Source organism: Acinetobacter sp. CIP 102529, assembly GCF_000368325.1.
GTDB classification, from domain to species: Bacteria; Pseudomonadota; Gammaproteobacteria; order Pseudomonadales; family Moraxellaceae; genus Acinetobacter; species Acinetobacter parvus.
In genome coordinates this window covers 1,436,144-1,461,174 of the sequence record NZ_KB849355.1, presented here as the reverse complement: position 1 = coordinate 1,461,174, position 25,031 = coordinate 1,436,144, and the positions used below count along the sequence as shown (strand labels likewise).

Sequence of the window (25,031 nt, the reverse complement as noted above, 5' to 3'; positions counted from 1 at the left end):
ACGAAGAAAGTAGTCAACGCATTACAGTCGTGGCATCGATCACGACCTTAGTGAATTTCACTGCCCTTGACACTTGCCGAAAGGTGAGGTGCGTCATGGGTGATTCTTTATATATTTGGCTTGGAGTTTACTGGTATGTCTAACCAGAGAATTCGTATCCGTTTGAAGTCTTTTGATCATCGCCTGATTGATCAATCTGCTCAAGAGATCGTAGAAACCGCTAAGCGTACTGGCGCACAGGTGTGTGGTCCAATCCCGATGCCTACTCGCATCGAACGCTTCAACGTTCTTACTTCACCACACGTCAACAAAGACGCTCGTGATCAGTATGAAATCCGCACTTATAAACGCTTGATCGATATCGTTCAACCAACAGATAAAACTGTTGATGCATTGATGAAGTTGGATCTTGCTGCTGGTGTTGATGTTCAGATCGCTTTGGGTTAAGGCTTTCGGTTAATTAACTCTAAGTTAATTAGGCCGCTTTTTTAGAGGTTTATGCACATGGCTATTGGTTTAGTCGGTCGCAAATGTGGTATGACTCGCATCTTTACTGAAGCAGGTGTTTCTGTTCCAGTAACAGTGATCGAAGTCGATCCAAACCGCATTACGCAAATCAAAACACTTGAAACTGATGGTTATCAAGCAATTCAAGTAACTACTGGTGAACGTCGCGAATCGCGCGTAACGAACGCTCAGAAAGGCCACTTCGCGAAAGCGGGTGTTGCTGCTGGTCGTCTGGTTAAAGAGTTTCGTGTTACTGAAGCTGAGCTTGAAGGCCGTGAAGTTGGTGGTTCTATCGGTGTTGACTTGTTTACAGTGGGTCAAATTGTTGACGTAACTGGTCAGTCTAAAGGTAAAGGCTTCCAGGGTGGTGTTAAGCGTTGGAACTTCCGTACGCAAGACGCTACACATGGTAACTCTGTATCTCACCGTGTATTAGGTTCTACAGGTCAAAACCAGACTCCTGGTCGCGTGTTCAAAGGCAAGAAAATGGCTGGTCACCTAGGTGATGAACGCGTAACAGTTCAAGGTCTTGAAATTGTATCTATTGACGCTGAACGTTCTGTTTTAGTTGTTAAAGGTGCTGTTCCTGGTGCAACGAATGGTGACGTGATTGTACGTCCTACCATCAAAGCGTAAGGTGAAATAGAATGAATTTAAAAACTGTTTCTGGCGCTGCGGTTGAATTATCAGAAGTTGCTTTTGGTCGTGAATTTAACGAAGCTCTTGTACATCAGGTTGTTACAGCTTACCTAGCTGGTGGCCGTCAAGGTACTCGTGCTCACAAATCACGTGCAGATGTTTCTGGTGGTGGTAAAAAGCCATTTCGTCAAAAAGGTACTGGTCGCGCTCGTGCGGGTTCTATTCGTAGCCCAATCTGGGTTGGTGGTGGTAAAACTTTTGCTGCTCGCCCACAGGATTGGTCTCAAAAAGTAAACCGTAAGATGTATCGCGGTGCAATGCAATGTATTTTGGCTGAACTTGTTCGCCAGGATCGTCTTGTATTGGTTGAAGAGTTTGCTGTTGCTGCTCCTAAAACCAAAGACTTGCTTGCTAAATTGAACGACTTGAATGCAACTCGTGCATTGATCGTTACAGATGCTGTAGATGAGAACTTATATCTTGCAGCGCGCAACCTTCCACACGTTGATGTGGTAGATGCAACTGCAATTGATCCTGTTAGCTTGATCGCATTCGATAAAGTTGTCATGTCTGTAGCTGCTGCTAAGAAAATTGAGGTAGAACTCGGATGAACAACGAACGTCTATATCAAGTCCTACAAGGACCAGTATTCTCAGAAAAAGCACAAGTTTTAGGTGATACTGCTGGTGTTCAGGTGTTTAAGGTTGCATTAAATGCAAACAAGCTTGAAATCAAGAAAGCAGTTGAACAACTCTTTGGTGTTGAAGTTGTTAAAGTAAACACAACAATCACCAAGGGTAAAGCAAAACGCTTTGGTAAGACATTGGGACGCCGTTCTGATGTTAAAAAAGCATACGTCACCCTGAAAGCTGGCCAAGATGTTGAAATGGCTGACTTGGGCGATACCGCTGACAACGCAGCGGAATAAGGACGAAAATTATGCCAATTCAAAAATGTAAGCCAACGTCTCCAGGACGTCGCTTTGTAGAGAAAGTGGTTCATGACCATCTTCACAAAGGCGCGCCTTATGCACCGTTGGTAGAAGCTAAAAAACGTACTGGTGGTCGTAATAACAATGGTCACATCACTACACGTCATGTGGGTGGTGGTCATAAACAAAACTACCGTATTGTTGACTTTAAACGTAACAAAGATGGTATTCCAGCGACTGTAGAGCGCATCGAATACGATCCTAACCGTACAGCGCATATTGCTTTGTTGAAATATGCTGACGGTGAACGTCGTTACATCATTGCACCTAAAGGCTTACGTGCTGGTGATAAAGTTCAATCTGGTAACGATGCTCCAATTCGTCCAGGTAACTGCTTACCACTTCGCAACATGCCAATCGGTTCTACACTTCACAACCTTGAACTTAAAATCGGTAAAGGTGCTCAGTTAGCACGTTCTGCTGGTACTTCAGTTCAATTGTTGGGTCGTGATGGTTCTTACGCTATCGTTCGTTTACGTTCTGGTGAAATGCGTAAAATCCACGTTGAATGTCGCGCTGTCATTGGTGAAGTTTCTAACCAGGAAAGCAACCTACGTTCATTGGGTAAAGCTGGTGCTTCACGCTGGCGTGGTGTTCGTCCTACCGTACGTGGTATGGCAATGAACCCAGTTGACCACCCGCACGGTGGTGGTGAAGGGCGTAGCAAGGGTATTCAACCTGTAAGCCCATGGGGTCAAAAAGCGAAGGGGTACAAGACACGTACCAATAAGCGTACGACTAAGATGATTATTCGCGACCGTCGCGTCAAGTAAAGGAATCTGACTAATGCCTCGTTCATTAAAAAAAGGTCCATTCGTCGACGCGCACCTGTTCGCTAAAGTTGAAGCGGCAATTGCTGCAAACAACCGTAAGCCGATCAAAACTTGGTCACGTCGTTCAATGATCCTGCCAGACTTTGTTGGTTTAACAATTTCTGTTCACAATGGCCGTAACCACGTTCCAGTGATTATCACTGAACACATGGTTGGTCATAAACTAGGTGAATTCGCGCCAACTCGTACCTATCGTGGTCACGGTGTTGATAAGAAGTCTAAACGTTAATAGGTGCTATGATGGAAGTAACTGCAAAATTACGCGGTGCCGCTATCTCGGCACAGAAAGCACGTTTAGTTGCTGATTTGATCCGTGGTAAATCGGTTGCGCGCGCGCTAGATATTTTAAACTTCAGCAACAAGAAAGCGGCTGTGCTTGTGAAAAAGGCACTTGAGTCTGCAATCGCCAATGCTGAACACAACAACAGCTTAGATGTTGATGACCTTAAAGTAACTACGATCTACGTTGATGAAGGCATGAGCCTTAAACGTATCCTGCCACGTGCCAAAGGCCGTGCAGACCGTATTACTAAGCGTACTTGTCACATCACCGTTAAGGTAGGGGTTTGATATGGGTCAGAAGGTTCATCCAATCGGTATCCGCCTGGGTGTTGTGAAACGCCATAACGCTAACTGGTATGCGAGTCCGAAACAATACGCTGAATACTTGCTTAAAGATCTTCAGGTTCGTGAGTTTTTAACTAAAAAACTTAAGAACGCGATGATCAGCAATATTCTTATCGAACGCCCTACAGGCGCTGCTAAAGTAACAATTAGCACTGCTCGTCCTGGTATCGTGATCGGTAAAAAAGGCGAAGATATTGAGAAATTACAGCGCGAACTCACCAATATTATGGGTGTTCCAGCTCAAGTTAGCATCAATGAAATTGATCGCCCAGACTTGGACGCACGTCTAGTTGCTGAAGCTATCGCTTCTCAATTGGAAAAACGTGTAATGTTCCGTCGTGCTATGAAACGTGCGGTTCAAAACACCATGCGTGCTGGCGCAAAAGGTATCAAAGTTGAAGTTTCTGGCCGTTTAGGTGGTGCAGAGATCGCTCGTACCGAATGGTATCGTGAAGGTCGCGTACCTTTGCATACGCTTCGTGCGGACATCGACTATGCAACTATGCGTGCAGAAACAACTTACGGTACGATCGGCGTTAAAGTATGGATTTTCCGTGGTGAGATCCTGGGTGGCATGAAACAAGTCATGAACCCTGCTCCTGCTGAAGAACGTCCAGCTAAACGTGGTCGTGGTCGTGGTGAAGGTCAGGAACAACGTCGTGGACGTCGTAATGACCGTGCTGCTGACAAGGGAGAATAATCCATGTTGCAACCTAAACGTACCAAATTCCGTAAAATGCACAAAGGCCGTAACACTGGTCTAGCGCATCGTGGTAGTACAGTATCATTTGGTTCGATTGCAATTAAAGCAACTGAACGTGGTCGCATGACTGCGCGTCAGATTGAAGCTTGCCGTCGTACCATTAGCCGTCGTATTAAGCGTGGTGGTAAAATCTTCATCCGCGTATTCCCAGACAAACCAATTACCGAAAAACCATTAGAAGTTCGTATGGGTAAAGGTAAGGGTAGCGTGGAATACTGGGTGTGTCAGATTCAGCCAGGTAAGATCCTGTACGAAATTGAAGGTGTGAGCGACGAGTTGGCGCGTGAAGCTTTTGAATTGGCTGCCGCTAAACTCCCGTTTAAAACCACTATCGTGACTCGGACGGTGATGTAATGAAAACTAAAGATCTACGTGAAAAGTCGGTAGAAGAGTTGAAAGCGTTGCTTGATGAGCAACAGCTTAACCAATTCCGTCTTCGTATGGCGAAAGCAACTGGTCAACTAGGCAAATCGCACGAAGTGCAAATTGCTCGTAAAACAATTGCTCGTATTAAGACACTCCTTACCGAAAAACAGGGGAACGGACAATGAGTGAAAAAACAGTCCGCACGTTAACAGGCCGTGTTGTAAGCGACAAAATGGACAAGTCTATTGTTGTGCTTATTGAACGCCGTGTTCAACACCCGTTGTATGGCAAATCAATCCGCCGTTCAACTAAACTACACGCTCATGATGAGAACAATGTTGCTAAAACTGGCGACTTGGTGACCATCAAAGAAAGCCGCCCAATTTCTAAAACTAAAGCTTGGGCTTTAGTGGAAGTCGTTGAAGCAGCTGCTGAGTAATTAGACGTTCTTGTTGCATCATCGGACAATTTCGAGTACTCTTTGAGCCTTTCGAAATTGCGACCGGTGATGCTCGGTTTTGGAGTAGGGCAATGATTCAAACCGAAAGTATGCTCGACGTAGCAGACAACAGTGGTGCACGCCGCGTACAATGTATCAAAGTACTAGGTGGTTCACATCGTCGTTATGCTTCTGTTGGCGACATTATTAAAGTTACTGTAAAAGAAGCAATTCCACGCGCACGTGTTAAAAAAGGTGACGTGATGAATGCTGTAGTTGTTCGTACAAAATTTGGCATCCGTCGTCCAGACGGTTCAGTGATTCGTTTCGACGATAACGCTGCTGTTATTTTGAACAACAACAAAGCTCCGATTGCGACTCGTATCTTCGGACCAGTGACTCGTGAACTTCGTACTGAACAGTTCATGAAAATCATTTCATTGGCTCCTGAAGTTCTATAAGAGGCAATCATGGCTAAGATTAAAAAAGGCGATCAAGTAATTGTGATCGCAGGTAAAGAAAAAGGCAAACAGGGTACTGTTTTGTCTGTTTCTGAAGACCGAGTTAAGGTTGAAGGCCTTAACTTAGTGAAGAAGCATCAAAAACCAAACCGTGCTACTGGCGCTGAAGGCGGCATCGTAACACAAGAGGCGACGCTTCATATTTCAAACGTGGCAATTTTTAATGCTACAACCCAAAAGGCTGACCGTGTTGGTTACCAAGTGATTGATGGCACGAAAACTCGTGTTTATAAATCAAATGGTGAATCAGTGGCGGCAGCGAAGTAATAGGTTGAAAAGGCAATGGCCAGACTTAAAGCACGTTACAATGACGAACTTAAAGCGAAGTTAAAAGAAGAACTTGGCATTAAGAATGTGATGGAGATTCCTCGCATCACTAAAATCACCCTGAACATGGGTGTAGGCGCAGCTGCAACTGATAAGAAATTATTGGAAGGTGCTGTGGCTGATATGCAACTCATTGCTGGTCAAAAGCCAGTTGTGACCCTTGCGCGTAAATCAATCGCTGGTTTCAAAATCCGTGATGGTTGGCCAATTGGTTGTAAAGTTACTTTACGTGGCGACCAAATGTACGAATTCCTGGATCGTTTGATCTCGATCGCAATCCCTCGTATCCGTGACTTCCGTGGTTTCTCTTCGAAATCATTTGATGGTCGTGGTAACTACTCTATGGGTTTAAAAGAGCAGATCGTTTTCCCTGAAATCGATTTTGACAAAATTGATCGTATCCGTGGTTTAGACATCACGATTACGACCACTGCTCGTAGCGATGACGAAGGCCGTGCGCTTATGCGTGCATTCGGCTTCCCGTTCAAATAAGAGGTCGATATGGCTAAGAAAGGTATGATTAATCGCGAATTGAAACGCGAAAAGACAGTTGCTAAATACGCTGCAAAACGTGCTGAATTAAAAGCAACGATTGCAAACGTAAATGCAAGTGACGAAGAACGTTTCGAAGCGATGATGAAGTTACAAGCATTACCACGTAATGCATCTCCAGTACGTCTTCGTAACCGCTGTGGTTTAACTGGTCGTCCTCATGGTTACTTCCGTAAGTTCGGTTTAAGCCGTAACAAATTACGCGATACAGTAATGCAGGGTGATGTACCAGGCGTTGTTAAAGCAAGCTGGTAAGGAGCGACTAAATGAGTATGCAAGATACCGTTGCCGACATGCTAACCCGTGTTCGTAACGCACAAATGGCAAAGAAACAAACTGTTTCTATGCCTTCTTCTAAGTTGAAAGTTGCTATTGCAAACGTACTTCAACAAGAAGGTTATATTTCAAACGTAGAAGTGGCTCAAGAAGAGACAAAATCTACTTTGACTATTACGTTAAAATATTTCGAAGGCAAACCAGTTATCGAAGTGGTTAAGCGCGTAAGCCGTCCAGGTCTTCGCCAATACCGTGGTAAAGATAAACTTCCAAGCGTTAAGCAAGGTTTAGGTATTGCAATTGTTTCTACAAGCAAAGGCATCATGACTGATCGCGCTGCACGTGCTGCGGGCATTGGTGGTGAAGTTATTGCTTTTGTTTCTTAATAGGTGATTCCTCATGTCTCGTGTGGCTAAAGCCCCAGTAACTGTACCTAATAGTGTAACAGTTACTCAGAACGGCCGGCAGGTCGAAGTGAAAGGCAGCAAAGGTACATTGTCTTTCAACCTGCATGCGCTGGTCGAGCTTAAACAGGAAGAAGGTAAACTTCAACTTGCTCCAGTGAAAGAGTCGAAAGATGCCTGGATGCAGGCTGGTACTGCTCGCGCTGTATTGAATAACCTTGTAAAAGGTGTTAGCGAAGGCTTCGAACGTAAGTTACAGCTCGTTGGTGTTGGTTATAAAGCTGCGGTGAAAGGTGACGTTGTTAACCTGGCACTCGGTTACTCACACCCAATTGACTACGCTTTACCTGAAGGGGTAACAGCGGAAACTCCAACTGCGACTGAAATCATCCTGAAATCAGCAAACAAGCAGTTGTTAGGTCAAGTGGCAGCGGAAATCCGTGCGTACCGTTCTCCTGAACCATATAAAGGTAAAGGTGTTCGTTATTCGGATGAAGTTATTCTTCGTAAAGAAGCTAAGAAGAAATAAGGCGCGAGGTTCTTATGAACGAAAAGAAACAATCCCGTTTGCGTCGTGCGAAAAGCACACGCTTGCACATTCGTGCATTGGGTGCGACTCGTTTGTGTGTCAACCGCACGCCGCGTCACATCTATGCACAAGTTATCTCAGCAGATGGTGGCAAAGTTTTAGCGCAAGCTTCAACTTTGGATGCATCATTGCGTAGCGGTGCGACTGGTAACATCGATGCAGCAACAAAAGTTGGTGCTTTAATCGCAGAACGTGCGAAAGCAGCAGGTGTAACGAAAGTTGCATTTGATCGTTCTGGTTTTAAATATCATGGTCGTATCAAAGCCTTGGCTGATGCTGCTCGTGAAAACGGCTTGGAGTTCTAATCATGGCTAAAGTTGAACAAAACGAAGGTCTTGTTGAAAAGCTGGTTGCCGTTGATCGTGTAGCCAAAGTTGTTAAGGGTGGTCGTATCTTCTCTTTCACAGCATTAACTGTTGTGGGTGATGGTAATGGTCGCGTCGGTTTTGGTCGTGGTAAAGCGCGTGAAGTTCCAGCTGCTATTGCTAAAGCACTTGAAGCTGCGCGTCGTAACATGATTACTGTTGATCTTGTTAACGGTACTGTACAACACCCTATTAATGCTCGTCACGGTGCAAGCCGCGTTTACATGCAGCCTGCTTCTGAAGGTACTGGTGTAATTGCTGGTGGTGCTATGCGTGCAGTTCTAGAAGCTGTTGGCGTACATAACGTATTGACAAAATGCTATGGTTCTACAAACGCTGCTAACGTAGTTAACGCAACTTTTAAAGGTTTGCGTGATATGACTTCTCCTGAGAAAGTCGCTGCGAAACGTGGTCTTTCAGTAGAAGAAATTCAAGGGTAATCAATCATGAAAACGATTAAAGTTACCCAGACTAAATCTTCTTCGCATCGTTTAAAAAATCATAAACTTTGCTTACAAGGTCTAGGTCTGCGTCGTATTGGTCATACTGTGGAAGTGCAAGATACGCCTTCTAACCGTGGTATGATCAACAAAGTTTACTATATGGTTAGTGTAGAGGAATAAGCCATGACTCTGCGTTTAAATGAACTTGCGCCTGCTGAAGGTGCTAAGCGTGAAAATCGTCGTCTGGGTCGTGGTATCGGTTCTGGCGTTGGTAAGACTGGTGGTCGTGGTATCAAGGGTCAAAACTCACGTAAAAGTGGTGGTACTCGTCCAGGTTTTGAAGGCGGTCAAACAGCGTTATATCGTCGTTTACCAAAATTCGGTTTCACTAGCCAAATCGCTTTGAAAACTGCTGAAGTACGCTTGTCTGAGTTGAATAAGGTTGAAGGTGATGTTGTTAGCCTTGAAACTTTAAAAGCTGCGAATGTTGTTCGTCGTGACCAAATTCGTGCTCGCATCGTGCTTTCTGGTGAAATCACTCGCGCATTCACTGTACAAGGTGTTGTGTTGACTAAAGGCGCTAAAGCTGCTGTTGAAGCTGCTGGCGGTAAAGTCGAGGAGTAATCTCGAGTGTCTATGACTCCTAGTTCTTCAGGTCATGTAAACATGATGAAAGGCCAACCATTTCATGTGAAATACCGTGAAATTATTCGTCGATTAATGTTTTTGATTGGCGCGTTATTGGTCTTTCGACTAGGAGCGCATATTCCGTTGCCAGGTATTGATAACGTAGCGCTAGCACAGTTTTTTAAAGCTAATGAAGGTACTTTCTTAGGTTTATTTAACATGTTCTCTGGCGGTGCGTTGGAACGCATGTCAATTCTGGCGTTGGGAATCATGCCTTATATCTCTGCATCGATTATCGTGCAGTTGATGTCAACGGTGGTTCCTTCGCTGGAAGCTTTGAAAAAAGAAGGCGAACAGGGCAAGCGTAAGATCAATCAATATACGCGTTACGGCACCCTGCTGCTTGCACTTGTGCAAGGGGTGGGTATGTGTGCAGGGCTGATTAGTCAGGGAATTACCCTGACCTCAGGCCTGGCATTCTATGTTCCAGCAGTCACTTCGCTGGTTGCGGGAACAATGTTTTTGATGTGGCTGGGAGAACAAATTACCGAACGTGGTATTGGTAATGGCATCTCCATGATCATTTTTGCGGGTATTGTGGCAGGTTTGCCAAATCTCGTGATTCAGTCGTTTTCGTCTGTTCATAATGGTCAGGGTAGTTTAATTGGTTTAGCTGTATTCGGTTTATTATCGTTGGCAGTCCTCGCTGCGATTGTGTTTATTGAAAAGGCACAGCGTCGTATTCCAGTAAACTATGCTCAAAAACAACAGGGTCGTCGTGTATTTACTGCACAGCAAACACATTTACCATTAAAAATTAACATGGCAGGTGTAATTCCAGCAATTTTTGCAAGCTCATTGTTACTATTTCCAGCGAGCTTGGGACAGTGGTTGGGAAGTGCTGATCCAAATGCAGGGATTGTAAAACGTAGTCTGCAAGATCTGGCATTGGTGTTATCGCCTGGACAGCCGTTGTATTTAATGCTCTTTGGCGCGTTAATTATTTTCTTCTGTTATTTCTATACTGCGCTGGTGTTCAGCCCGAAAGAAGTTTCAGAAAACTTAAAGCGTAGCGGAGCATATGTGCCTGGTATCCGCCCAGGTGAGCAAACGGCTCGTTATTTAGATCATATTCTTAACCGTTTGACATTTATTGGTGCAATTTACATTACAGTCGTATGCTTGATGCCGATGGTGCTGCAAAGTTCATTTGGTATTCCATTCCATTTAGGTGGAACATCGTTGCTGATTGTGGTGGTCGTGGTAATGGACTTTATGGCGCAACTTCAGGCGCACCTTACTTCGCATCAATATGATGACCAAACGTTAATGAGAAAAACGACTGCTCATCCTAAGGGATAAGCGCACTTAGAGGTTTCATCATGAAAGTACAAGCTTCTGTAAAGAAAATTTGTGGTAGCTGCAAAGTTATCCGTCGTAATGGGGTTATTCGCGTGATTTGTAGCGCAGAACCTCGTCATAAGCAGCGTCAAGGTTAATTTAATTAAGACCTGTTGATTTCAGTAGGCTAATTAGGTTATTATCCGCCCCTCAAGATTTTTGTGGGGCGGTTGATTATCTTGACTGCCTTTTTGGAGAAAATTGAATGGCTCGTATTGCCGGTGTAAACATTCCGGATAACAAGCATGCTGTTATCTCTCTCACGTATATTTTTGGTATCGGTCGCCACACTGCTAAAAACATTTTAGCTGCTGCAGGCATTTCTACTACTACTAAAATTCGTGAATTAGATGATGCTCAGCTTGATGCGATTCGTGCAGAAGTTGCCAAGGTTCCGACCGAAGGTGATTTACGTCGCGAAATTTCCATGAACATCAAACGTTTAATGGATTTAGGCTGCTACCGCGGTCTTCGTCATCGTCGCAGCTTGCCTGTTCGCGGACAACGCACCAAAACTAACGCACGTACCCGTAAAGGTCCGCGCAAACCGATTAAAAAGTAAGATTTCTGGAAGCTAAAAGATGGCTAAAGATACTCGCACACGCAAGAAGGTCACTCGTACCGTCTCTGAAGGTGTTGCACACATTCACGCGTCTTTTAATAACACCATTGTAACGATTACCGATCGTCAAGGTAATGCATTGGCTTGGGCCACCTCAGGTGGACAAGGCTTCCGTGGTTCACGTAAATCAACTCCGTTCGCTGCCCAGGTAGCTGCTGAAGTTGCTGGTAAAGCAGCTTTGGATTACGGTTTGAAAAATCTGGATGTCCTTGTAAAAGGTCCTGGTCCAGGTCGTGAGTCTGCGGTTCGTGCATTAGGCGCAGTGGGTTATAAGATTAACAGCATTACCGATGTGACACCAATTCCTCACAACGGTTGCCGTCCACCTAAAAAACGTCGCGTGTAAGGAGAAACATTCATGGCTCGTTATATTGGTCCAAAATGCAAACTCTCTCGTCGCGAAGGGACAGACCTGCAACTTAAATCAGGCGTTAAACCGTTTGATGTAAAAACTAAAAAAGCGAACAAAGCACCTGGTCAACATGGTGCGGCTCGTGGTGGTAAACAATCTGAGTATTCACTACAATTACGTGAAAAACAAAAAGTACGTCGTATGTACGGTGTGTTAGAGCGTCAATTTAGTAACTACTATAAAGAAGCAGCTCGTGTTAAAGGTGCAACAGGTGAAAACTTGTTGAAATTGCTTGAAAGCCGTCTGGACAACGTTGTTTATCGCATGGGTTTTGGTTCTACACGTGCAGAAGCTCGTCAGTTAGTTAGTCACCGTTCTATTACTTTAAATGGCCGTCGTGTAAACATTGCGTCTATTCAAGTAAAAGCGGGTGATGTAATTGCTGTTCATGAGGGTGCTAAACAACAATTGCGTATCAAAAATGCAATTGAATTAGCTGCTCAACGTGGTCTCCCTGCTTGGATGGAAGTTGATCATTCTAAGTTAGAAGGTACGTTCAAAGCTGCACCTGATCGTTCTGATCTACCTGCTGAAATCAACGAAAGCTTGATTGTAGAATTGTATTCTAAATAATCCTTGAGGTAGCAATAAATGACGCGTACTGCAAACGAGTTTCTAACTCCGCAAGCGATCAAGGTCGAAGCGGTGAGCGGGACCTCGGCAAAAGTGATTCTGGAACCTTTGGAGCGTGGCTTTGGTCATACTCTAGGTAATGCTTTACGTCGCATTCTATTGTCTTCTTTGCCTGGCGCTGCTGTGGTTGAAGTAGAAATAGAAGGCGTCGAGCACGAGTACAGTACTTTAGAAGGCTTGCAGCAGGACATCGTCGAGCTCTTGCTGAACCTAAAAGGATTGTCTATTAAGCTGTTCGATCAAAACGAAGCATATTTAACATTGGAAAAGCAGGGTGCAGGTGACATAACAGCAGCTGACCTCCGTTTGCCTCACAATGTTGAAGTGGTTAACCCTGATCATTTAATCGGTACTTTGAGTTCTTCTGGTTCATTGAAAATGCGCCTTAAAGTGGCTCAAGGTCGTGGTTATGAGACATCTGACTCTCGTTTCCCAGAAGGTGAAACACGTCCTGTAGGTCGTTTACAGTTAGATGCTTCTTATAGCCCAATCAAGCGTGTTTCTTATACAGTAGAAAATGCGCGTGTAGAACAACGTACCGATCTTGATAAGTTAGTGATCGATCTTGAGACTAACGGAACGGTTGATCCTGAGGAAGCGATCCGCAAAGCGGCAACAATCTTGCAACAACAAATTGCAATTTTTGTTGATCTTCAGAAAGATCAAACCCCTGTTGCTCAAGAGCCTCGCGAAGAAGTTGACCCAATTTTGCTTCGTCCAGTAGATGATCTCGAGCTTACTGTTCGTTCTGCTAACTGTTTGAAGGCAGAAAATATTTACTACATTGGTGATCTTGTTCAACGTACTGAAGTTGAGTTGTTAAAAACTCCTAACTTAGGTAAAAAATCGTTAACAGAGATCAAAGATGTTTTGGCATCGAAAGGTTTACAACTCGGCATGCGTTTAGAGAACTGGCCACCAGCTAGTCTCCGTATGGATGACCGATTTGCCTATCGTAGCCGTTAATTAAGTAGGACTATCACCATGCGTCATCGTAATAGTGGTGTGAAATTAGGCCGTACAAGCAGCCACCGTAAGGCGTTGTTTCAAAACTTAACAAATGCTTTAGTAGAGCATGAGTTAATTAAGACAACTTTGCCTAAGGCGAAAGAACTTCGTCGTGTTGCTGAGCCTTTAATCACTTTAGCTAAAAACGATACTGTTGCAAACCGTCGTTTAGCGTTTGCTCGTACTCGTTCAGCAGCAACTGTTGGTAAATTATTTACCGTTCTTGGCCCTCGTTACAAAGAACGTAACGGCGGTTATCTTCGAGTTCTTAAAGCGGGCTTCCGTGCAGGTGATGCTGCACCGATGGCTTACGTTGAACTTGTAGACCGTGAAGTAAAATAATACTTCTACGTGTAGAACAGTCAGTTGTTCCAAAAAAGGTCGGTTTATTCCGACCTTTTTTATTATCTATCTTAAATGAGATTAAGCCATATTTTCTGGTTTATATAACGATTAGATCAGATTGAATGAACCATTTTTCTGTGATCGGACCGTATATTAAGTTAATTTTAGCTAAAAATGTTTCATTAGGCAGAGCTATGGTCATCTGTCCTCAGTATTATTTTATGGTTAAAAGAATGTGATGATAATGAAGCGTAGAAAGCAGATTTATTTTTAACCCTATAAACATGACCAAAAGCTAAACCCAAGCAAAAATCTCAGGATTTTTTTACCACTTTTTTTCTCAAAATGTCCCGAACTGATATAAAAAAACCGATGAATGATCAAACTTGACATTGTGTATTGTCAAATTTGTGCTTTAATAAAGACATGATTTACACAGGGTATAAAAAAAATGGAAAAGCAAGTTGATATATTAATTATTGGTGCAGGTATCTCTGGGATTGGATTGGCTGTGCATCTCTCTAAGAAGTGTCCACAGCGTAAATTCGAAATCTTAGAACGTCGTGATAGTTTTGGCGGAACATGGGATCTCTTTCGTTACCCTGGTATTCGTTCTGATTCGGATATGTCAACTTTTGGTTTTAACTTCAAGCCATGGGCAAAAGATAAAGTATTAGCTAGCGGCGCTGAGATCAAAGGTTATTTAAGTGATGTCATTAGTGAAAATCAGTTAAAAGATAAAATTCACTTTGGCCATCGTGTTCTTTCAGCAAACTATGATTCTACAAAGAAAAAATGGTTAGTTGAGATCGAAGATAACAACAAGAAAAAACAAATTTGGTCAGCCAACTTTGTCATGGGTTGTACAGGTTACTATAACTATGATCAAGGTTATGCACCTAAATTCCCTAAACAAGAAGATTTCAAAGGTCAGTTTATTCATCCGCAACACTGGCCAGAAAATTTAGATTACACGGGTAAGAAAGTTGTGATCATCGGCAGTGGTGCAACTGCAATTACCCTTGTACCTTCAATGGTCAAGGGTGGGGCGGGACACGTGACGATGTTACAACGTTCACCAACCTATATTGCAACAGTTCCTTCAATTGACTTTATTTATGAAAAAACACGTAAATTTATGTCTGAAGAAATGGCTTATAAATTTACGCGTGCGCGTAATATTGGTATGCAGCGTGGTATTTACGCATTGGCACAAAAATATCCGAAAACTGTCCGTCGTTTATTATTGAAAGGTATTGAATTGCAGCTCAAGGGTAAAGTGGATATGAAACACTTTACACCAAGCTATAATCCGTGGGATCAACGTTTATGTGTTGTACCTGATGGTGATTTATTCAAATCTTTACGTGAAGGCAAAGCAAGTGTTGAAACAGATCAAATTGAAAAATTCACTGCAAATGGTATCCAATTAAAATCTGGAAAACATTTAGAAGCGGATATTGTGATCTCGGCAACTGGTTTAGAAATTCAGATTCTAGGTGGGGTGCAAGGTTCAATTGATGGTAAACCAATGAATACATCTCAACATATGCTGTATCAAGGCATGATGGTGAGTGATGTCCCTAACATGGCGATGATCATTGGTTATATCAATGCTTCATGGACATTAAAGGTTGATATTGCAGCTGATTATATCTGCCGCTTAATCAATCATATGGATAAAAATGGTTTTGATGAAGTGATTGCACACGCTGATCCTTTACAGCGTGAAAATGACACGATCATGGGTAAAATGTCTTCTGGTTATATCGCACGTGCAGCTGATGTGATGCCTAAACAAGGTAAACAAGCACCGTGGAAGATCACCAATAATTACCTAGTTGATCGCAAAGAACTGAAAGATGCTAAGTTTGATGATGGAGTTTTAGAGTTCCATAAGCGTGGTGAACAGGCAGATCGTAAGCCAAAGCTAGTGTCATAATCTGACATAGGTGAAATTGAGAACCTCATGTAAATACATGGGGTTTTTTATTGATATGACTTTGGATATTCTTTCAATCAGAAAAATATCGCGTATATTTGATGACATTAAAAAAACTGAGAATCAGGGAAAGAGTAATGAAGCAATGGGTGGTTTTAGGGGCATTATTGTTCAGTACCGCTGTTTTGGCAGATGATATAAAACAAAAGGAAGTGATTGCACAGAAACTTGTTGAGGTAGATGGAACGGAGCAGGGGTTGGAAGCGACAGACAAGTTGATCCTGAATCAAATTAAAATGCGCTTACCTAAAGATATTCCAGCAGAGTTTTATGCAGACTTGACCAAGAATCTCAATTCTGAACAAAGAAAGCAGTTTATTGTGCAACGTTATGTAGAGGCGTTTAGCCAGAAAGAGTTACAGGCTGCACTCTCATTCTATCAATCTACAGAAGGGAAAGCCTGGGCCAAGAAAGCCAGTGAAATTGGCAGTGAAGTGGCACATTACACCACTCAAAATGCGCGTACCGCACTCAACACCACCATGCAGCAGCATGTGGAAAACCCAACAGTTAAACAATTGATGGCCCGCATGAATCCAGCACCTGTTCAGCAACCTGAAAAAACTGAACAGAAATAAATAAAAAAAGGGAATAGTGAATCAACACTATTCCCCTTTTGAATGTTTAAGCTTATAGGGTACGGGAAATCAACTCTTTCATGATTTCGTTGGTACCTGCATAAATACGGTTGGCGCGGTTGTCGATATAGGCACGGGCGATTGGATATTCCAACATATAACCATAGCCACCATGTAACTGTAAGCAATCATCCACAACTTTTGAGAACATATCTGAAATTTTGTATTTGGCTGCCGCTGCGGCATCTACACCTAAGCTTTCTTCGAGTTGTAATTCCATACAACGATCTAAATAAGTACGGCAGAAATCAATTTCAGTACGTAATTCAGCTAATTTAAACCGCGTATTTTGGAATGTACTAATTGCTTTGCCAAATGCTTTACGATCTTTGGTGTATTGAACAGTATGCGCAAATGCTGCTTCTGCACCTGCCTGGCAAATAATCGCAACCAACATGCGTTCCCATGCCAGTTCTTTCATCAACATGATGAAGCCCATACCTTGCATACCAAGTAGGTTTTCCTTAGGTACGCGTACATTGTCAAAGAACAATTCGCAAGTATCTTGCCCTTTCATTCCGATTTTATTCAAAGGTTTACCTTTACTAAAACCAGCGCGATCAGCTTCAACGATGATTAATGATAAATTTGCTGAGCCTTTTTCATTGTTGCCTGTCTTGCACACCACAATCGCCATATCGCAGAGATAGCCATTGGTGATGAAGATTTTAGAACCATTAATCACATATTCATCACCATCCAGTGCCGCAGTGGTGCGTACAGCCTGTAAATCTGAGCCTGTACCTGGTTCCGTCATTGCAATAGCGGTGACCGTTTCACCTGTCGCCATTTTAGGCAGCCATTTTTGTTTTTGCTCTTCATTGCCAAAGTTGTTGATATAGTTGGCAACGATGTCTGAATGTAAGGAAAATCCTGTGCTTGAGTCCATAGCATAGGCCTGCTCTTCAATCAGGATCATGCTGTATAGACGATCCACACCTGAACCACCATATTGTTCTGGCATGGTGGTACAGAGTAAGCCTAGTTCACCCGCCTTGTTCCATAAATCACGGTCAACATGCTGTTGTTTCTCATATTTCTCAATATTTGGAACAACTTCTTTCTCATAAAATTTACGGACTGTTTCGCGGAATGCTTCATGCTCAGAAGTAAATAGCTTACGCGGTAACATATTTGGAATTGGACGAATTGCACCTGATTGCATTTGTTATTTTTTCCTTGAGTATTGGATTTAAACATTCATTGCCACGATACAAGAAATTGAAAATAGTGGACAATGTGATCAATGCTCAATTTGATTGATGTATTTGGTCACTTGAGAAAAATCCCAGCGAAATTCTTGAGGGGATCGGGTAAACTAGGCCCAAATAGTTGCATAGGGGAATAAATGATGTCCGATGAAATGACACTTGAAGAACGTAAGGTGATTTATCGTTCACGGCGTGGTTTAAAAGAAATTGATGTGTATTTTGATCCCTACGTCAAAAACTATTATCTCAGTGCAGATCCTACAGAAAAGGCTTTGTTTGCGGAACTGGTTGATCAGGAAGATCCTGACCTGCTGGACTGGTTCATGGAAGTGGGTGAAGCGCCAAGAACTGAAATCAAGGAATTGATTGTAAAGTTAAAACAGTATGTCCATGGCTAATCGTGTTTTTGAGTTGCAATCCAGTCGATTTATGATTGTTTTGCAACTTTTAATTTTTATCTCTCTGGCAGTTTTACTTTATCACGTACTGCCTTTGGGGATTTGGCTGCTGTGTCTGGGAATCATGGCCATTGTCTGGTTCAGGTTTCTTCAGCAACCTCAGGTCAGGCGTTTTGAACATCTGCATGGTCAGGATTGGTCATTTGAGTTTGTCAATTCAGATTTTCCTGTACAGCGTTGGCAAATTGTGAAAATGATCGACCATCATTGCTATATTGTCCTGTATTTTTCTTCGTCCCAGAACAAAAAATGCATCATTTGGTGGGATCAATTGCCCGTTACACAGTGGAAAAACCTTAAACTACTGATAAAAATGCTCTAATTGTTCGACAATTATACGACTGTATAAAATTAGTAAAAATAAATATATCAATTATTTAATATACTTTTGAATAAAATTTACTGAAATTGTTAGATTAAATACGCTAAAAATTCATGAAAATTATGATTGTCAGACAATTTAGCCCTGAACTTGTATTCCTTTTCGTTAAAGTACAAACACCAACGTAAAGTATGGTGGAGGTCCAAAATGATGGAAATTCCAACATGGTCGTTTCTCGTGATTGCAGTGGTTTTCGCAATCATTATAGGAAGAGCAGGAACTTTACTCAGGGAACTTCTTGAATCACATCAACGTAAAATTGTAGTGACCAAGAGAAAGAGATTGAAAGTGTCATCAATATACACACTCCCAGTGAATAATGATGATGAACGCCAATCTAGTGTCCACCAAAAGTGGATACGCAAAGTGTAGGAGGTCTCTATGGAGATTTCAATGTGGATGTTTCTGGTAATTGCAGTCGTTATGTCGATTGTTGTAGGAAGAGCTGGAACATTACTCAAGGATTATGTTCAATAAAACTAGAATATAAAGAGTTTTAGGTTTTTACCAGTTAATAAGTAGCATGTGCTGAACCGTCGCAATGCTACTTTTTTTTGCCTAAAATTTTTGTATTACCAATCATCTGTCAATTTTTTTATTTGTGAAATGTGTCAAAATGTCCACGTTAAAATTAGAGCAACTACTCTTTAATTCGGGTATTGCATCTGATAAGGTACACCTAAAAGGAAAAAACAAATTAATTAGAGGACAGGAAGAATGTCTAAATTCCAAAAAATGGGACAGGGTGTGGCGGTTGCGTTACTCACAACATCAATATTATCAGGGTGTTCACAAATCATTAAAACAGGGGCTAATGTCGCATTAAGTTTTAGTGAAAATCATATTGTTCCACCAATTTTGGCGATGGATGACGCCGAAATGGTGTGTAATTCAGGTAATGCCTTAACTCCAGCGGTGATGTCAACCAAGGATATGGGTGCTGATCCAACACGTATGGCGGTGTTATTGTATACCTCAGCAGGTATTTGTGCTGAAAATAAAGCCTTAGAAGCGGAACTCCGCTATTTGCGTGCTTCGAAAGCAGGTCAAGTTTCTGAAGCTCAAGATGCTCGTATTGAACAAAAACGTTGGGCGGGGATTGCTGCTGAACGTCAATATGCAGGTTATCAACTTTTTGCAAATCGTTGGGAATCAAAATATAAATATAAATTGGGTGATTCATGCCCAACAATGCGCAATGATTTAGATCAGACAGTTTACCTTTTAGGGATGGTAAGTGGTCTGCAAGCGATGACCAATGATATTAACTCTGGTGGTGCAATCAATGTACCGAAAGATATTGCGGGTATTGTAGAACGTGGTATGGCATGTCTAGATAATGAAAAGTTCTGGGGCGCTCCAATGGCGACTCGTGCTGTGATTTGGACATTATTACCAGGTGCTGGTGATGGTAAACCTGAACCTTATGCAACGATGAAAGAATCGATGCAAATTGGTGAGAAAAAAGGTGTTCGCTTAGCACATGCACTTTATGCTGTTGCTGCACAAGCAAGTGGTGATGATGCAAAACTTAGAGATGCATTCCGTTCATATGCTGCTGCAACAGGGGAAGATAAACCTGCAAACCCTCAATTTAGATTAATTGACAAAATGGCAGGTCTAATGGTTCGTGGAATTGCGGATCGTTACTGGACAGAAAATACTGGCATACGTGCTACCGATGAAGGTCTATCAACATTCTGGGATGATAAACAAGAAAGTTCTTCAGAATTAGATGAGCTATTTGATGGTGGTGGGGATGGTGCGTCTGCTCCTGCAGAAGAGACCCCAGCTCAGTAACCTAGATTAAACGACCTTTTACATTATTTAAGTAGATTACTGGTTAATGTTGAATGTAAAAGGTTCGTTTTAAAAGAGGGGTACGTAAATGAAAGATCAAATATGGATACGGAAAGTCATATTGATCGCAGTATGTATTTCGATCTCTGCAAGTCTGCAAGTTTTTGCTGATCATTTCATCTATTGGAAGCCTAGTGTACTGGTCGAAGTCTGGCGTTTATGGACAGCCCATTGGGTACATGTTGGATGGATGCATTTCTTTTTGAATATGCTTGCATTTGCTTGTTTACCTTTTATTTTTCCACATGCACGTAATAGACATCTAGTTTGGTTGTTATTACTGTTACCACCATTTATCAGCCTCATTTTTTATTTTTACTTTCCTTATGTTGAAGCTTATGCAGGTTTGTCAGGCGTATTGCATGGTCTTTATACAGCGGTAAGTTTGGTTTATCTAAAATATCCAAAGGAAAGAACATTCGCAATTTTAGTTTTAGTGCTCATATTTGCCAAACTTGTTTGGGAAAATACCTTTGGTCAAACAGGTACAGCACAATTAATAGGAAGTCCTGTACTAACAGAAGCACATTTGATTGGAGCAATTGGAGGTGTATTTTGTGGACTTGGTTATTTGCTATTAAAAAGGATTAAGAAATAAAAACATTAAGTCACTTTCATACAAACTTATCAACAACTTAGACGGTTTAAATAGGGATTGGTTATCAAGAGGGTGTTATTTCTCTATCAACCATATACATCGCATGATTCAACATCTTTGGATGGATGTTGAGAACAATAAAGTGGAATAGACATGCAACATGATCAAGAGAAAAAATCTGGATTAGGTCTGCTCAGCCATATATGGACAGAGTGGATTTCGACCTTTGTCATACTTTTCTTGCTTCTAATGACATTGGTTATTGGAACAGGTGAGATGATTCATGGTCAGCTTTTACGTATGGGGGAGCGCCTTTATGGTGATCCTGATACAGGAATGCAATATTCATTTCTACGTGCTGAACCAGAGAAACCAACCTGTGACAGAAATCCAAATATAGATGCACAAGTTCAAGAGCAAATGAAAATCAATGCTGCTGATGAGTTTGCGAGTATGTTTGGTGTAGCTTCTGAGTCAGATGTTCGAGCTTCGCTGATAGCGGCTCAGCAACAATGTGATGAGAAATACCAATTCTACGATAAGGCAATGAAGCATATCGAAGCCAATCCTAGTGTTCGTACTTATCGGAAAATTGAAACTAGTTTCTTCGGTATCTTTAAATTAGGTGCAGAGAACCGCGCGTTATTCCTCGTTATTATGGTTGTATTTGCTGCAATCAGTGCAACATTGAAAGCGCATCACATTGGTTTACGTAGTCCTGCTACTAAAACTGATTTCCGTGTTTATGGTATTGCGATGTTGTTGGGTAATGCATTACTCACATCATCTGTGATTAGCCAATATAAATCGGTCATGAATTCAGGTGTTCCGATCACACCAGAAATGAACGTGATTTATTGGTTGTGGATGATATTGTTTGGTGTGCTGACACTCATCAGTTTATTTCAAATGATCAAACCACCAGCTGCAACTCGTGAAGGTGGTAATGTCGGTTTAGCCATCCTCAGTATTCCTTTATATGCCTATATGGCGATTATCACCGGGGTTGCATTTACTTTCTTCATGGATTATCCAATGGGGCAAGGTATTTATTTGGGACAGTTGGTTGAATTGTCGAATATTTTCTTGAATCTAGCCTTATTTATTTGGGCGGGTATGTTGCTCAAGCAAACACGTATTGTTGATTTATTCCTCAATATCTTACGTCCTTGGAATCTGGCTCCAGAGACTTTAACTTGGTTGATCCTTCTTGCAGCGGCATTACCAACAGCCTATACAGGTGCATCAGGTATTTTCGTTATCGCTGCGGGTGCGATTATTTATAAAGAAGTGTGGAATGCGGGTGGACGCCGTCAGTTTGCTTTAGCAGCAACGGCGCTGTCGGGTTCAATGGGTGTAGTTCTACGTCCATGTTTATTGATCGTAGTAGTCGCTTCACTGAACAAAGAAGTAACGACTGATTTGCTTTATAAATACGGGATGTACACATTCCTATTAACCTCAACGTTATTCTTGGTGATTGCATTATTCTTTGCGGAACAAAAATTCCGTATTGCACCATTTAAAGTTGCATTGCCTAAATCATTACGTGCATTCGTACCTGTATCACCATATATCGTGATCTTTGTTTTGATTTGGTTATTCTACAAACATGCATTAGCAACTGATCTCAATGAATTTACTGCACCTGTAATGATGCCTGTGATTCTATTGATGATGGTATTGTTTGATAAGTTACGTAAAGAACCTGCACCGTTGGCACCTGTTGGTCATTGGGACAGTACTTTAAATAGCTACACATTGCCTGCGGACGGTAGTCAACCTGCACCAAAAATTAATCCAGAAGATGACCCACGCAAACCAGAGCGTAACATCTCATTTGCTAAAGCATTACATGCTTCTTCAAGTGAAACAGTAGGCCATATTGGTGCACTTGTGATTCTGATGGCGCTTTCAGTGAGTGTCGGTGGTTTCCTTGAGCAAATTCATATCATGGAAGCATTCCCACAAGATATTAATAATATTGTTGTCGTGATTACGTTGATTGTATTATTGATGATCTTCGTAGGTATGATTATGGATCCATTTGGTGCTGTGATTCTGATCACGGCTACAGTCGCACCTGTTGCATATCAATATGGTATTGATCCTGTTCATTTCTGGATGATTGCGCTTATTGGTTTTGAGTTGGGTTATGTCACACCTCCAGTTGCATTAAACCATCTCTTAGCTCGACAATCGATTGGTGATGCAGAAGTGGCTGAAGCAGATGCAGAAGTTCGTCATTTGTCTTTCTACTATCGATATGAACGTTGGATATTGCCTTTATTGGTCATGGTACCTGCAATCTTAATTATTGCTTACGTTCCGTATTTCTTTAAATTGTTTGGTTGGTATAACTAAACTAACAATAAAAAAAGCACCTTCGGGTGCTTTTTTTATTTCTAAGCTTTAAAATGCTTTAGACATTGTCAATGTTGATAAGTTATTTTTAAAGATCAAATATTTTAGCGTTGAATCATTTTCCTTTGACGTTGAGTCAATGGACTACATAATAAAATTGCCAGCAAAATAATACAAAATCCAATCACACTGTATAAATCGGGTACTTCATTCCAAAGTAAGAAGCCCCATACACCTGCAAAAATAATTGCCATATAATTCACAGGTGCAATTTGTCCTGCTGGCGCAAGTCGATAAGCATGAGACATAAAAATTTGGCTGACATTAGCAAGTATCCCTGCGCCAATTAAAAACAATAATTCTTGTAAATGATAAGGTCGCCATACCCAAAACATTGGAATCACAGAAAGTGCTGATCCTATCAAGCAGAAATAAAATACGATGCGTTCAGGTGGTTCAGTTTGAGTTAATGCCCGAACAGTTACAAAAGCCATTGAGGCAAGTAAGCTTGATGCAATACCAATCACCGAAATCCAGTTCAGTAGACCTTGATCGGGTTTAGCAACGCAAAATACGCCAATAAATCCTAAAACAGCTGCACAAATCATAGCAATGGTGATTTTTTCTTTTAGAAATAGCCATGCAATAACTGGAATAAAAATTGGGGAAGAGTAGGTAAATACCATTGCATTTGATAACTTTAAATGCGCAATGGCGTAAAAGAAACCATACATGGCTGCAAGTCCAACAATACTACGCCATGTATGCATCCATAGTTTTTCTGTTTTTACAAAGCCAGTGCCTTGTTTAAAAATAAAAGGCAGAAATAGGATGAGTCCAACCACATTACGAAAAAATACAATGGTGTAGTTATCAACACTATGGGAAGCATATCGGATACAAATGCCCATCACTGAAAAGAGCAGTGCAGAAATGGTGAGACAACCAATCGCCAGAAACAGGTTGCGATCAGCTTGATGAGAGTTCATATCGAATGCTGGCTGGGAGAAACTGAACCTATTGTATGCTTCTCTGCAAGAGAAAGAAATGAGCTGTGGATTTCATTAAAGGCGGTCTAACATTGCTGGGAATCCTGATGGCCCACACCTTTCAAAAACCGATTCAATAATAAAAAGCCTTAACTGAGGTTAAAGCTTTTTGACCTTTTATTTCATGGGATTTATTTCTGCGCCGCGATTTGCGCTTCCAGTAGTTTGACCTGTTCCTCTTTAAGCTTAAGCAGTGCATCGACATCATCATGCTGCTGCTTGAGTTCCTGCTGTTGATCCTTAAGCTGCTGATGAATATCATCCAGTTTGGCAATTTCCTCTTTCGCCAAACTGTCATTTGCTGGAAGCGGCTCTTTAATAATTGATTCCTCAACCAACTGGATTGGTTTGGCAACTTCGCTGCTGGCTGCTGTTGGTTCAGCTGTAACAGCGGTTTGCTGTTTTACTGTCGCAGCTGGTTGTGTAGCTGTGGTTGTCGATTGCTGATCTTTTTGTGCCAAAAACCATTGCACAGCAAGAAACAAAACCACAACAACGCTAATTCCACCAATTATCATCCATAATAATTTGGAATTTTGAGTTTGGTATGTGGACATCATTTTTAACCTTCTAGTCAAAATGACGAGGTTTGAATTGTATCACTCCAATTTCATCTGGCTCAGCGGGTTGTTGCTCTTCCACGTGGGTCGGGCGTTTTTCACTATAAGCACATTCGATACATTCAATCCACTCGTCATCCACAGTGATGATCTTAACTACACGATCTAACGCGCCACATTTAGGGCATTTTGCACCCGCGATGAACTGTCTTTTCATGT

General features: G+C 41.9%; 39 protein-coding genes and 1 pseudogene. 36 read left to right on the top strand and 4 right to left on the bottom strand.

Translation table 11 applies throughout. The features are described 5' to 3' along the window. The first annotated feature begins 135 nt into the window (after nucleotides 1–135). The 30 genes and pseudogenes from rpsJ (at nucleotide 136) to F972_RS12215 (ending at nucleotide 16,270) form a co-directional block, all read left to right on the top strand. Nucleotides 136–447, top strand: a complete 312-nt coding sequence (rpsJ, locus tag F972_RS12355) for a 30S ribosomal protein S10 (protein WP_000070912.1) — start codon at nucleotides 136–138, stop codon at nucleotides 445–447. Nucleotides 448–504: 57 nt separating this feature from the next. After that, entirely contained in the window at nucleotides 505–1,143 is a 639-nt protein-coding gene (rplC, locus tag F972_RS12350; RefSeq protein ID WP_004683276.1) for a 50S ribosomal protein L3, read from the top strand. A gap of 11 nt (nucleotides 1,144–1,154) precedes the next feature. Then, nucleotides 1,155–1,757 (top strand): 50S ribosomal protein L4, encoded by a 603-nt coding sequence (rplD, locus tag F972_RS12345; RefSeq protein WP_004683274.1) that lies wholly within the window; start codon nucleotides 1,155–1,157, stop codon nucleotides 1,755–1,757. Beyond that, on the top strand, nucleotides 1,754–2,074 hold the full coding sequence (gene rplW, locus F972_RS12340) for a 50S ribosomal protein L23 (protein ID WP_004678592.1): 321 nt from the start codon (nucleotides 1,754–1,756) through the stop codon (nucleotides 2,072–2,074). Before rplD ends, rplW begins: the two co-directional genes overlap by 4 nt. 11 nt (nucleotides 2,075–2,085) lie before the next feature. Continuing rightward, complete coding sequence (gene rplB / locus F972_RS12335; RefSeq protein WP_004678591.1) at nucleotides 2,086–2,910, top strand: 50S ribosomal protein L2; 825 nt, start codon at nucleotides 2,086–2,088, stop codon at nucleotides 2,908–2,910. Between the two features lie 13 nt (nucleotides 2,911–2,923). Beyond that, on the top strand, nucleotides 2,924–3,199 hold the full coding sequence (gene rpsS / locus F972_RS12330; protein ID WP_004678590.1) for a 30S ribosomal protein S19: 276 nt from the start codon (nucleotides 2,924–2,926) through the stop codon (nucleotides 3,197–3,199). 11 nt (nucleotides 3,200–3,210) lie between these two features. After that, on the top strand, nucleotides 3,211–3,540 hold the full coding sequence (rplV, locus tag F972_RS12325; RefSeq protein ID WP_004683272.1) for a 50S ribosomal protein L22: 330 nt from the start codon (nucleotides 3,211–3,213) through the stop codon (nucleotides 3,538–3,540). A 1-nt stretch (nucleotide 3,541) separates the two neighbouring features. Continuing rightward, a pseudogene (gene rpsC, locus F972_RS12320) lies at nucleotides 3,542–4,361 on the top strand (30S ribosomal protein S3). Next, nucleotides 4,301–4,714 (top strand): 50S ribosomal protein L16, encoded by a 414-nt coding sequence (gene rplP, locus F972_RS12315; protein WP_004683271.1) that lies wholly within the window; start codon nucleotides 4,301–4,303, stop codon nucleotides 4,712–4,714. The pseudogene rpsC and the gene rplP overlap by 61 nt, the downstream one beginning before the upstream one ends. After that, nucleotides 4,714–4,911 carry a 50S ribosomal protein L29 gene (gene rpmC / locus F972_RS12310; RefSeq protein ID WP_000849927.1) on the top strand — a complete coding sequence of 66 codons (198 nt, stop codon included), beginning with the start codon at nucleotides 4,714–4,716 and terminating at the stop codon, nucleotides 4,909–4,911. The genes rplP and rpmC overlap by 1 nt, the downstream gene beginning before the upstream one ends. Next, nucleotides 4,908–5,165: a 30S ribosomal protein S17 gene (gene rpsQ / locus F972_RS12305; RefSeq protein ID WP_004678586.1), complete on the top strand. Its 258-nt coding sequence runs from the start codon at nucleotides 4,908–4,910 to the stop codon at nucleotides 5,163–5,165. The genes rpmC and rpsQ overlap by 4 nt, the downstream gene beginning before the upstream one ends. Before the next feature lie 92 nt (nucleotides 5,166–5,257). Beyond that, complete coding sequence (rplN, locus tag F972_RS12300) at nucleotides 5,258–5,626, top strand: 50S ribosomal protein L14 (RefSeq protein ID WP_004657680.1); 369 nt, start codon at nucleotides 5,258–5,260, stop codon at nucleotides 5,624–5,626. A gap of 9 nt (nucleotides 5,627–5,635) precedes the next feature. Beyond that, nucleotides 5,636–5,953 (top strand): 50S ribosomal protein L24, encoded by a 318-nt coding sequence (gene rplX / locus F972_RS12295; protein WP_004678584.1) that lies wholly within the window; start codon nucleotides 5,636–5,638, stop codon nucleotides 5,951–5,953. A gap of 15 nt (nucleotides 5,954–5,968) precedes the next feature. After that, nucleotides 5,969–6,505, top strand: coding sequence for a 50S ribosomal protein L5 (gene rplE, locus F972_RS12290; protein ID WP_004678582.1), 537 nt, complete (start codon nucleotides 5,969–5,971; stop codon nucleotides 6,503–6,505). A gap of 9 nt (nucleotides 6,506–6,514) precedes the next feature. After that, a complete protein-coding gene (gene rpsN / locus F972_RS12285; RefSeq protein ID WP_004660360.1) occupies nucleotides 6,515–6,820 on the top strand; it encodes a 30S ribosomal protein S14 in 306 nt (101 codons plus the stop codon). A gap of 11 nt (nucleotides 6,821–6,831) precedes the next feature. Continuing rightward, nucleotides 6,832–7,227, top strand: coding sequence for a 30S ribosomal protein S8 (gene rpsH, locus F972_RS12280; protein WP_004678580.1), 396 nt, complete (start codon nucleotides 6,832–6,834; stop codon nucleotides 7,225–7,227). A gap of 13 nt (nucleotides 7,228–7,240) precedes the next feature. Next, nucleotides 7,241–7,774 carry a 50S ribosomal protein L6 gene (rplF, locus tag F972_RS12275; RefSeq protein WP_004678579.1) on the top strand — a complete coding sequence of 178 codons (534 nt, stop codon included), beginning with the start codon at nucleotides 7,241–7,243 and terminating at the stop codon, nucleotides 7,772–7,774. A gap of 14 nt (nucleotides 7,775–7,788) precedes the next feature. Continuing rightward, entirely contained in the window at nucleotides 7,789–8,139 is a 351-nt protein-coding gene (rplR, locus tag F972_RS12270) for a 50S ribosomal protein L18 (RefSeq protein WP_004683268.1), read from the top strand. Between the two features lie 2 nt (nucleotides 8,140–8,141). After that, on the top strand, nucleotides 8,142–8,639 hold the full coding sequence (rpsE, locus tag F972_RS12265) for a 30S ribosomal protein S5 (protein WP_004678577.1): 498 nt from the start codon (nucleotides 8,142–8,144) through the stop codon (nucleotides 8,637–8,639). Nucleotides 8,640–8,645: 6 nt separating this feature from the next. Next, nucleotides 8,646–8,822 carry a 50S ribosomal protein L30 gene (gene rpmD / locus F972_RS12260; protein ID WP_000849088.1) on the top strand — a complete coding sequence of 59 codons (177 nt, stop codon included), beginning with the start codon at nucleotides 8,646–8,648 and terminating at the stop codon, nucleotides 8,820–8,822. Between the two features lie 3 nt (nucleotides 8,823–8,825). Beyond that, nucleotides 8,826–9,266: a 50S ribosomal protein L15 gene (gene rplO, locus F972_RS12255; RefSeq protein ID WP_004683267.1), complete on the top strand. Its 441-nt coding sequence runs from the start codon at nucleotides 8,826–8,828 to the stop codon at nucleotides 9,264–9,266. A gap of 45 nt (nucleotides 9,267–9,311) precedes the next feature. Further along, entirely contained in the window at nucleotides 9,312–10,631 is a 1,320-nt protein-coding gene (secY, locus tag F972_RS12250) for a preprotein translocase subunit SecY (RefSeq protein ID WP_171055675.1), read from the top strand. A 20-nt stretch (nucleotides 10,632–10,651) separates the two neighbouring features. Next, nucleotides 10,652–10,768, top strand: a complete 117-nt coding sequence (gene rpmJ, locus F972_RS15530; protein WP_000867907.1) for a 50S ribosomal protein L36 — start codon at nucleotides 10,652–10,654, stop codon at nucleotides 10,766–10,768. Between the two features lie 107 nt (nucleotides 10,769–10,875). Beyond that, nucleotides 10,876–11,232, top strand: coding sequence for a 30S ribosomal protein S13 (gene rpsM, locus F972_RS12245; RefSeq protein ID WP_004678572.1), 357 nt, complete (start codon nucleotides 10,876–10,878; stop codon nucleotides 11,230–11,232). 19 nt (nucleotides 11,233–11,251) lie between these two features. Further along, nucleotides 11,252–11,638: a 30S ribosomal protein S11 gene (gene rpsK / locus F972_RS12240; RefSeq protein WP_001040166.1), complete on the top strand. Its 387-nt coding sequence runs from the start codon at nucleotides 11,252–11,254 to the stop codon at nucleotides 11,636–11,638. 12 nt (nucleotides 11,639–11,650) lie between these two features. After that, on the top strand, nucleotides 11,651–12,277 hold the full coding sequence (rpsD, locus tag F972_RS12235; protein WP_004678568.1) for a 30S ribosomal protein S4: 627 nt from the start codon (nucleotides 11,651–11,653) through the stop codon (nucleotides 12,275–12,277). 18 nt (nucleotides 12,278–12,295) lie between these two features. Beyond that, nucleotides 12,296–13,303, top strand: a complete 1,008-nt coding sequence (locus F972_RS12230) for a DNA-directed RNA polymerase subunit alpha (protein WP_004683263.1) — start codon at nucleotides 12,296–12,298, stop codon at nucleotides 13,301–13,303. A gap of 18 nt (nucleotides 13,304–13,321) precedes the next feature. Beyond that, nucleotides 13,322–13,687, top strand: coding sequence for a 50S ribosomal protein L17 (gene rplQ / locus F972_RS12225; protein WP_004641032.1), 366 nt, complete (start codon nucleotides 13,322–13,324; stop codon nucleotides 13,685–13,687). Nucleotides 13,688–14,141: 454 nt separating this feature from the next. Continuing rightward, the gene (locus F972_RS12220) at nucleotides 14,142–15,632 is read left to right on the top strand and encodes a flavin-containing monooxygenase (protein ID WP_004683262.1); all 1,491 of its coding nucleotides are present in this window, start codon (nucleotides 14,142–14,144) and stop codon (nucleotides 15,630–15,632) included. 137 nt (nucleotides 15,633–15,769) lie between these two features. Further along, nucleotides 15,770–16,270, top strand: a complete 501-nt coding sequence (locus F972_RS12215; RefSeq protein WP_004683260.1) for a DUF2059 domain-containing protein — start codon at nucleotides 15,770–15,772, stop codon at nucleotides 16,268–16,270. 52 nt (nucleotides 16,271–16,322) lie between these two features. Here the strand turns inward: F972_RS12215 and F972_RS12210 are convergent, their stop codons facing one another. After that, on the bottom strand, nucleotides 16,323–17,495 hold the full coding sequence (locus F972_RS12210; RefSeq protein WP_004683259.1) for an acyl-CoA dehydrogenase family protein: 1,173 nt from the start codon (nucleotides 17,493–17,495) through the stop codon (nucleotides 16,323–16,325). A gap of 186 nt (nucleotides 17,496–17,681) precedes the next feature. On the opposite strand from F972_RS12210, the gene F972_RS12205 reads away from it, so the two are divergent. The 6 genes from F972_RS12205 to F972_RS12180 all read left to right on the top strand — a co-directional run bounded on the left by F972_RS12205 (nucleotide 17,682) and on the right by F972_RS12180 (nucleotide 23,203). Then, nucleotides 17,682–17,939, top strand: a complete 258-nt coding sequence (locus F972_RS12205) for an FAD assembly factor SdhE (protein WP_010589142.1) — start codon at nucleotides 17,682–17,684, stop codon at nucleotides 17,937–17,939. After that, nucleotides 17,926–18,321 (top strand): protein YgfX, encoded by a 396-nt coding sequence (locus tag F972_RS12200; protein ID WP_004683257.1) that lies wholly within the window; start codon nucleotides 17,926–17,928, stop codon nucleotides 18,319–18,321. Before F972_RS12205 ends, F972_RS12200 begins: the two co-directional genes overlap by 14 nt. A 207-nt stretch (nucleotides 18,322–18,528) precedes the next feature. Next, nucleotides 18,529–18,753, top strand: a complete 225-nt coding sequence (locus F972_RS12195; RefSeq protein ID WP_004678560.1) for a hypothetical protein — start codon at nucleotides 18,529–18,531, stop codon at nucleotides 18,751–18,753. A 345-nt stretch (nucleotides 18,754–19,098) separates the two neighbouring features. Beyond that, the gene (locus F972_RS12190) at nucleotides 19,099–20,181 is read left to right on the top strand and encodes a hypothetical protein (RefSeq protein ID WP_004683255.1); all 1,083 of its coding nucleotides are present in this window, start codon (nucleotides 19,099–19,101) and stop codon (nucleotides 20,179–20,181) included. 88 nt (nucleotides 20,182–20,269) lie between these two features. After that, nucleotides 20,270–20,839: a rhombosortase gene (rrtA, locus tag F972_RS12185; RefSeq protein ID WP_004683254.1), complete on the top strand. Its 570-nt coding sequence runs from the start codon at nucleotides 20,270–20,272 to the stop codon at nucleotides 20,837–20,839. 153 nt (nucleotides 20,840–20,992) lie between these two features. Beyond that, complete coding sequence (locus F972_RS12180; RefSeq protein WP_004683251.1) at nucleotides 20,993–23,203, top strand: TRAP transporter large permease subunit; 2,211 nt, start codon at nucleotides 20,993–20,995, stop codon at nucleotides 23,201–23,203. A 104-nt stretch (nucleotides 23,204–23,307) separates the two neighbouring features. Here the strand turns inward: F972_RS12180 and F972_RS12175 are convergent, their stop codons facing one another. The 3 genes from F972_RS12175 to F972_RS12165 form a co-directional block, all read right to left on the bottom strand. Then, entirely contained in the window at nucleotides 23,308–24,192 is an 885-nt protein-coding gene (locus tag F972_RS12175) for a DMT family transporter (RefSeq protein ID WP_004683250.1), read from the bottom strand. A 191-nt stretch (nucleotides 24,193–24,383) separates the two neighbouring features. After that, entirely contained in the window at nucleotides 24,384–24,812 is a 429-nt protein-coding gene (locus F972_RS12170; protein ID WP_004683248.1) for a hypothetical protein, read from the bottom strand. 10 nt (nucleotides 24,813–24,822) lie between these two features. Next, the gene (locus F972_RS12165) at nucleotides 24,823–25,029 is read right to left on the bottom strand and encodes a YheV family putative metal-binding protein (protein WP_004660391.1); all 207 of its coding nucleotides are present in this window, start codon (nucleotides 25,027–25,029) and stop codon (nucleotides 24,823–24,825) included. Nucleotides 25,030–25,031: the final 2 nt, after the last annotated feature.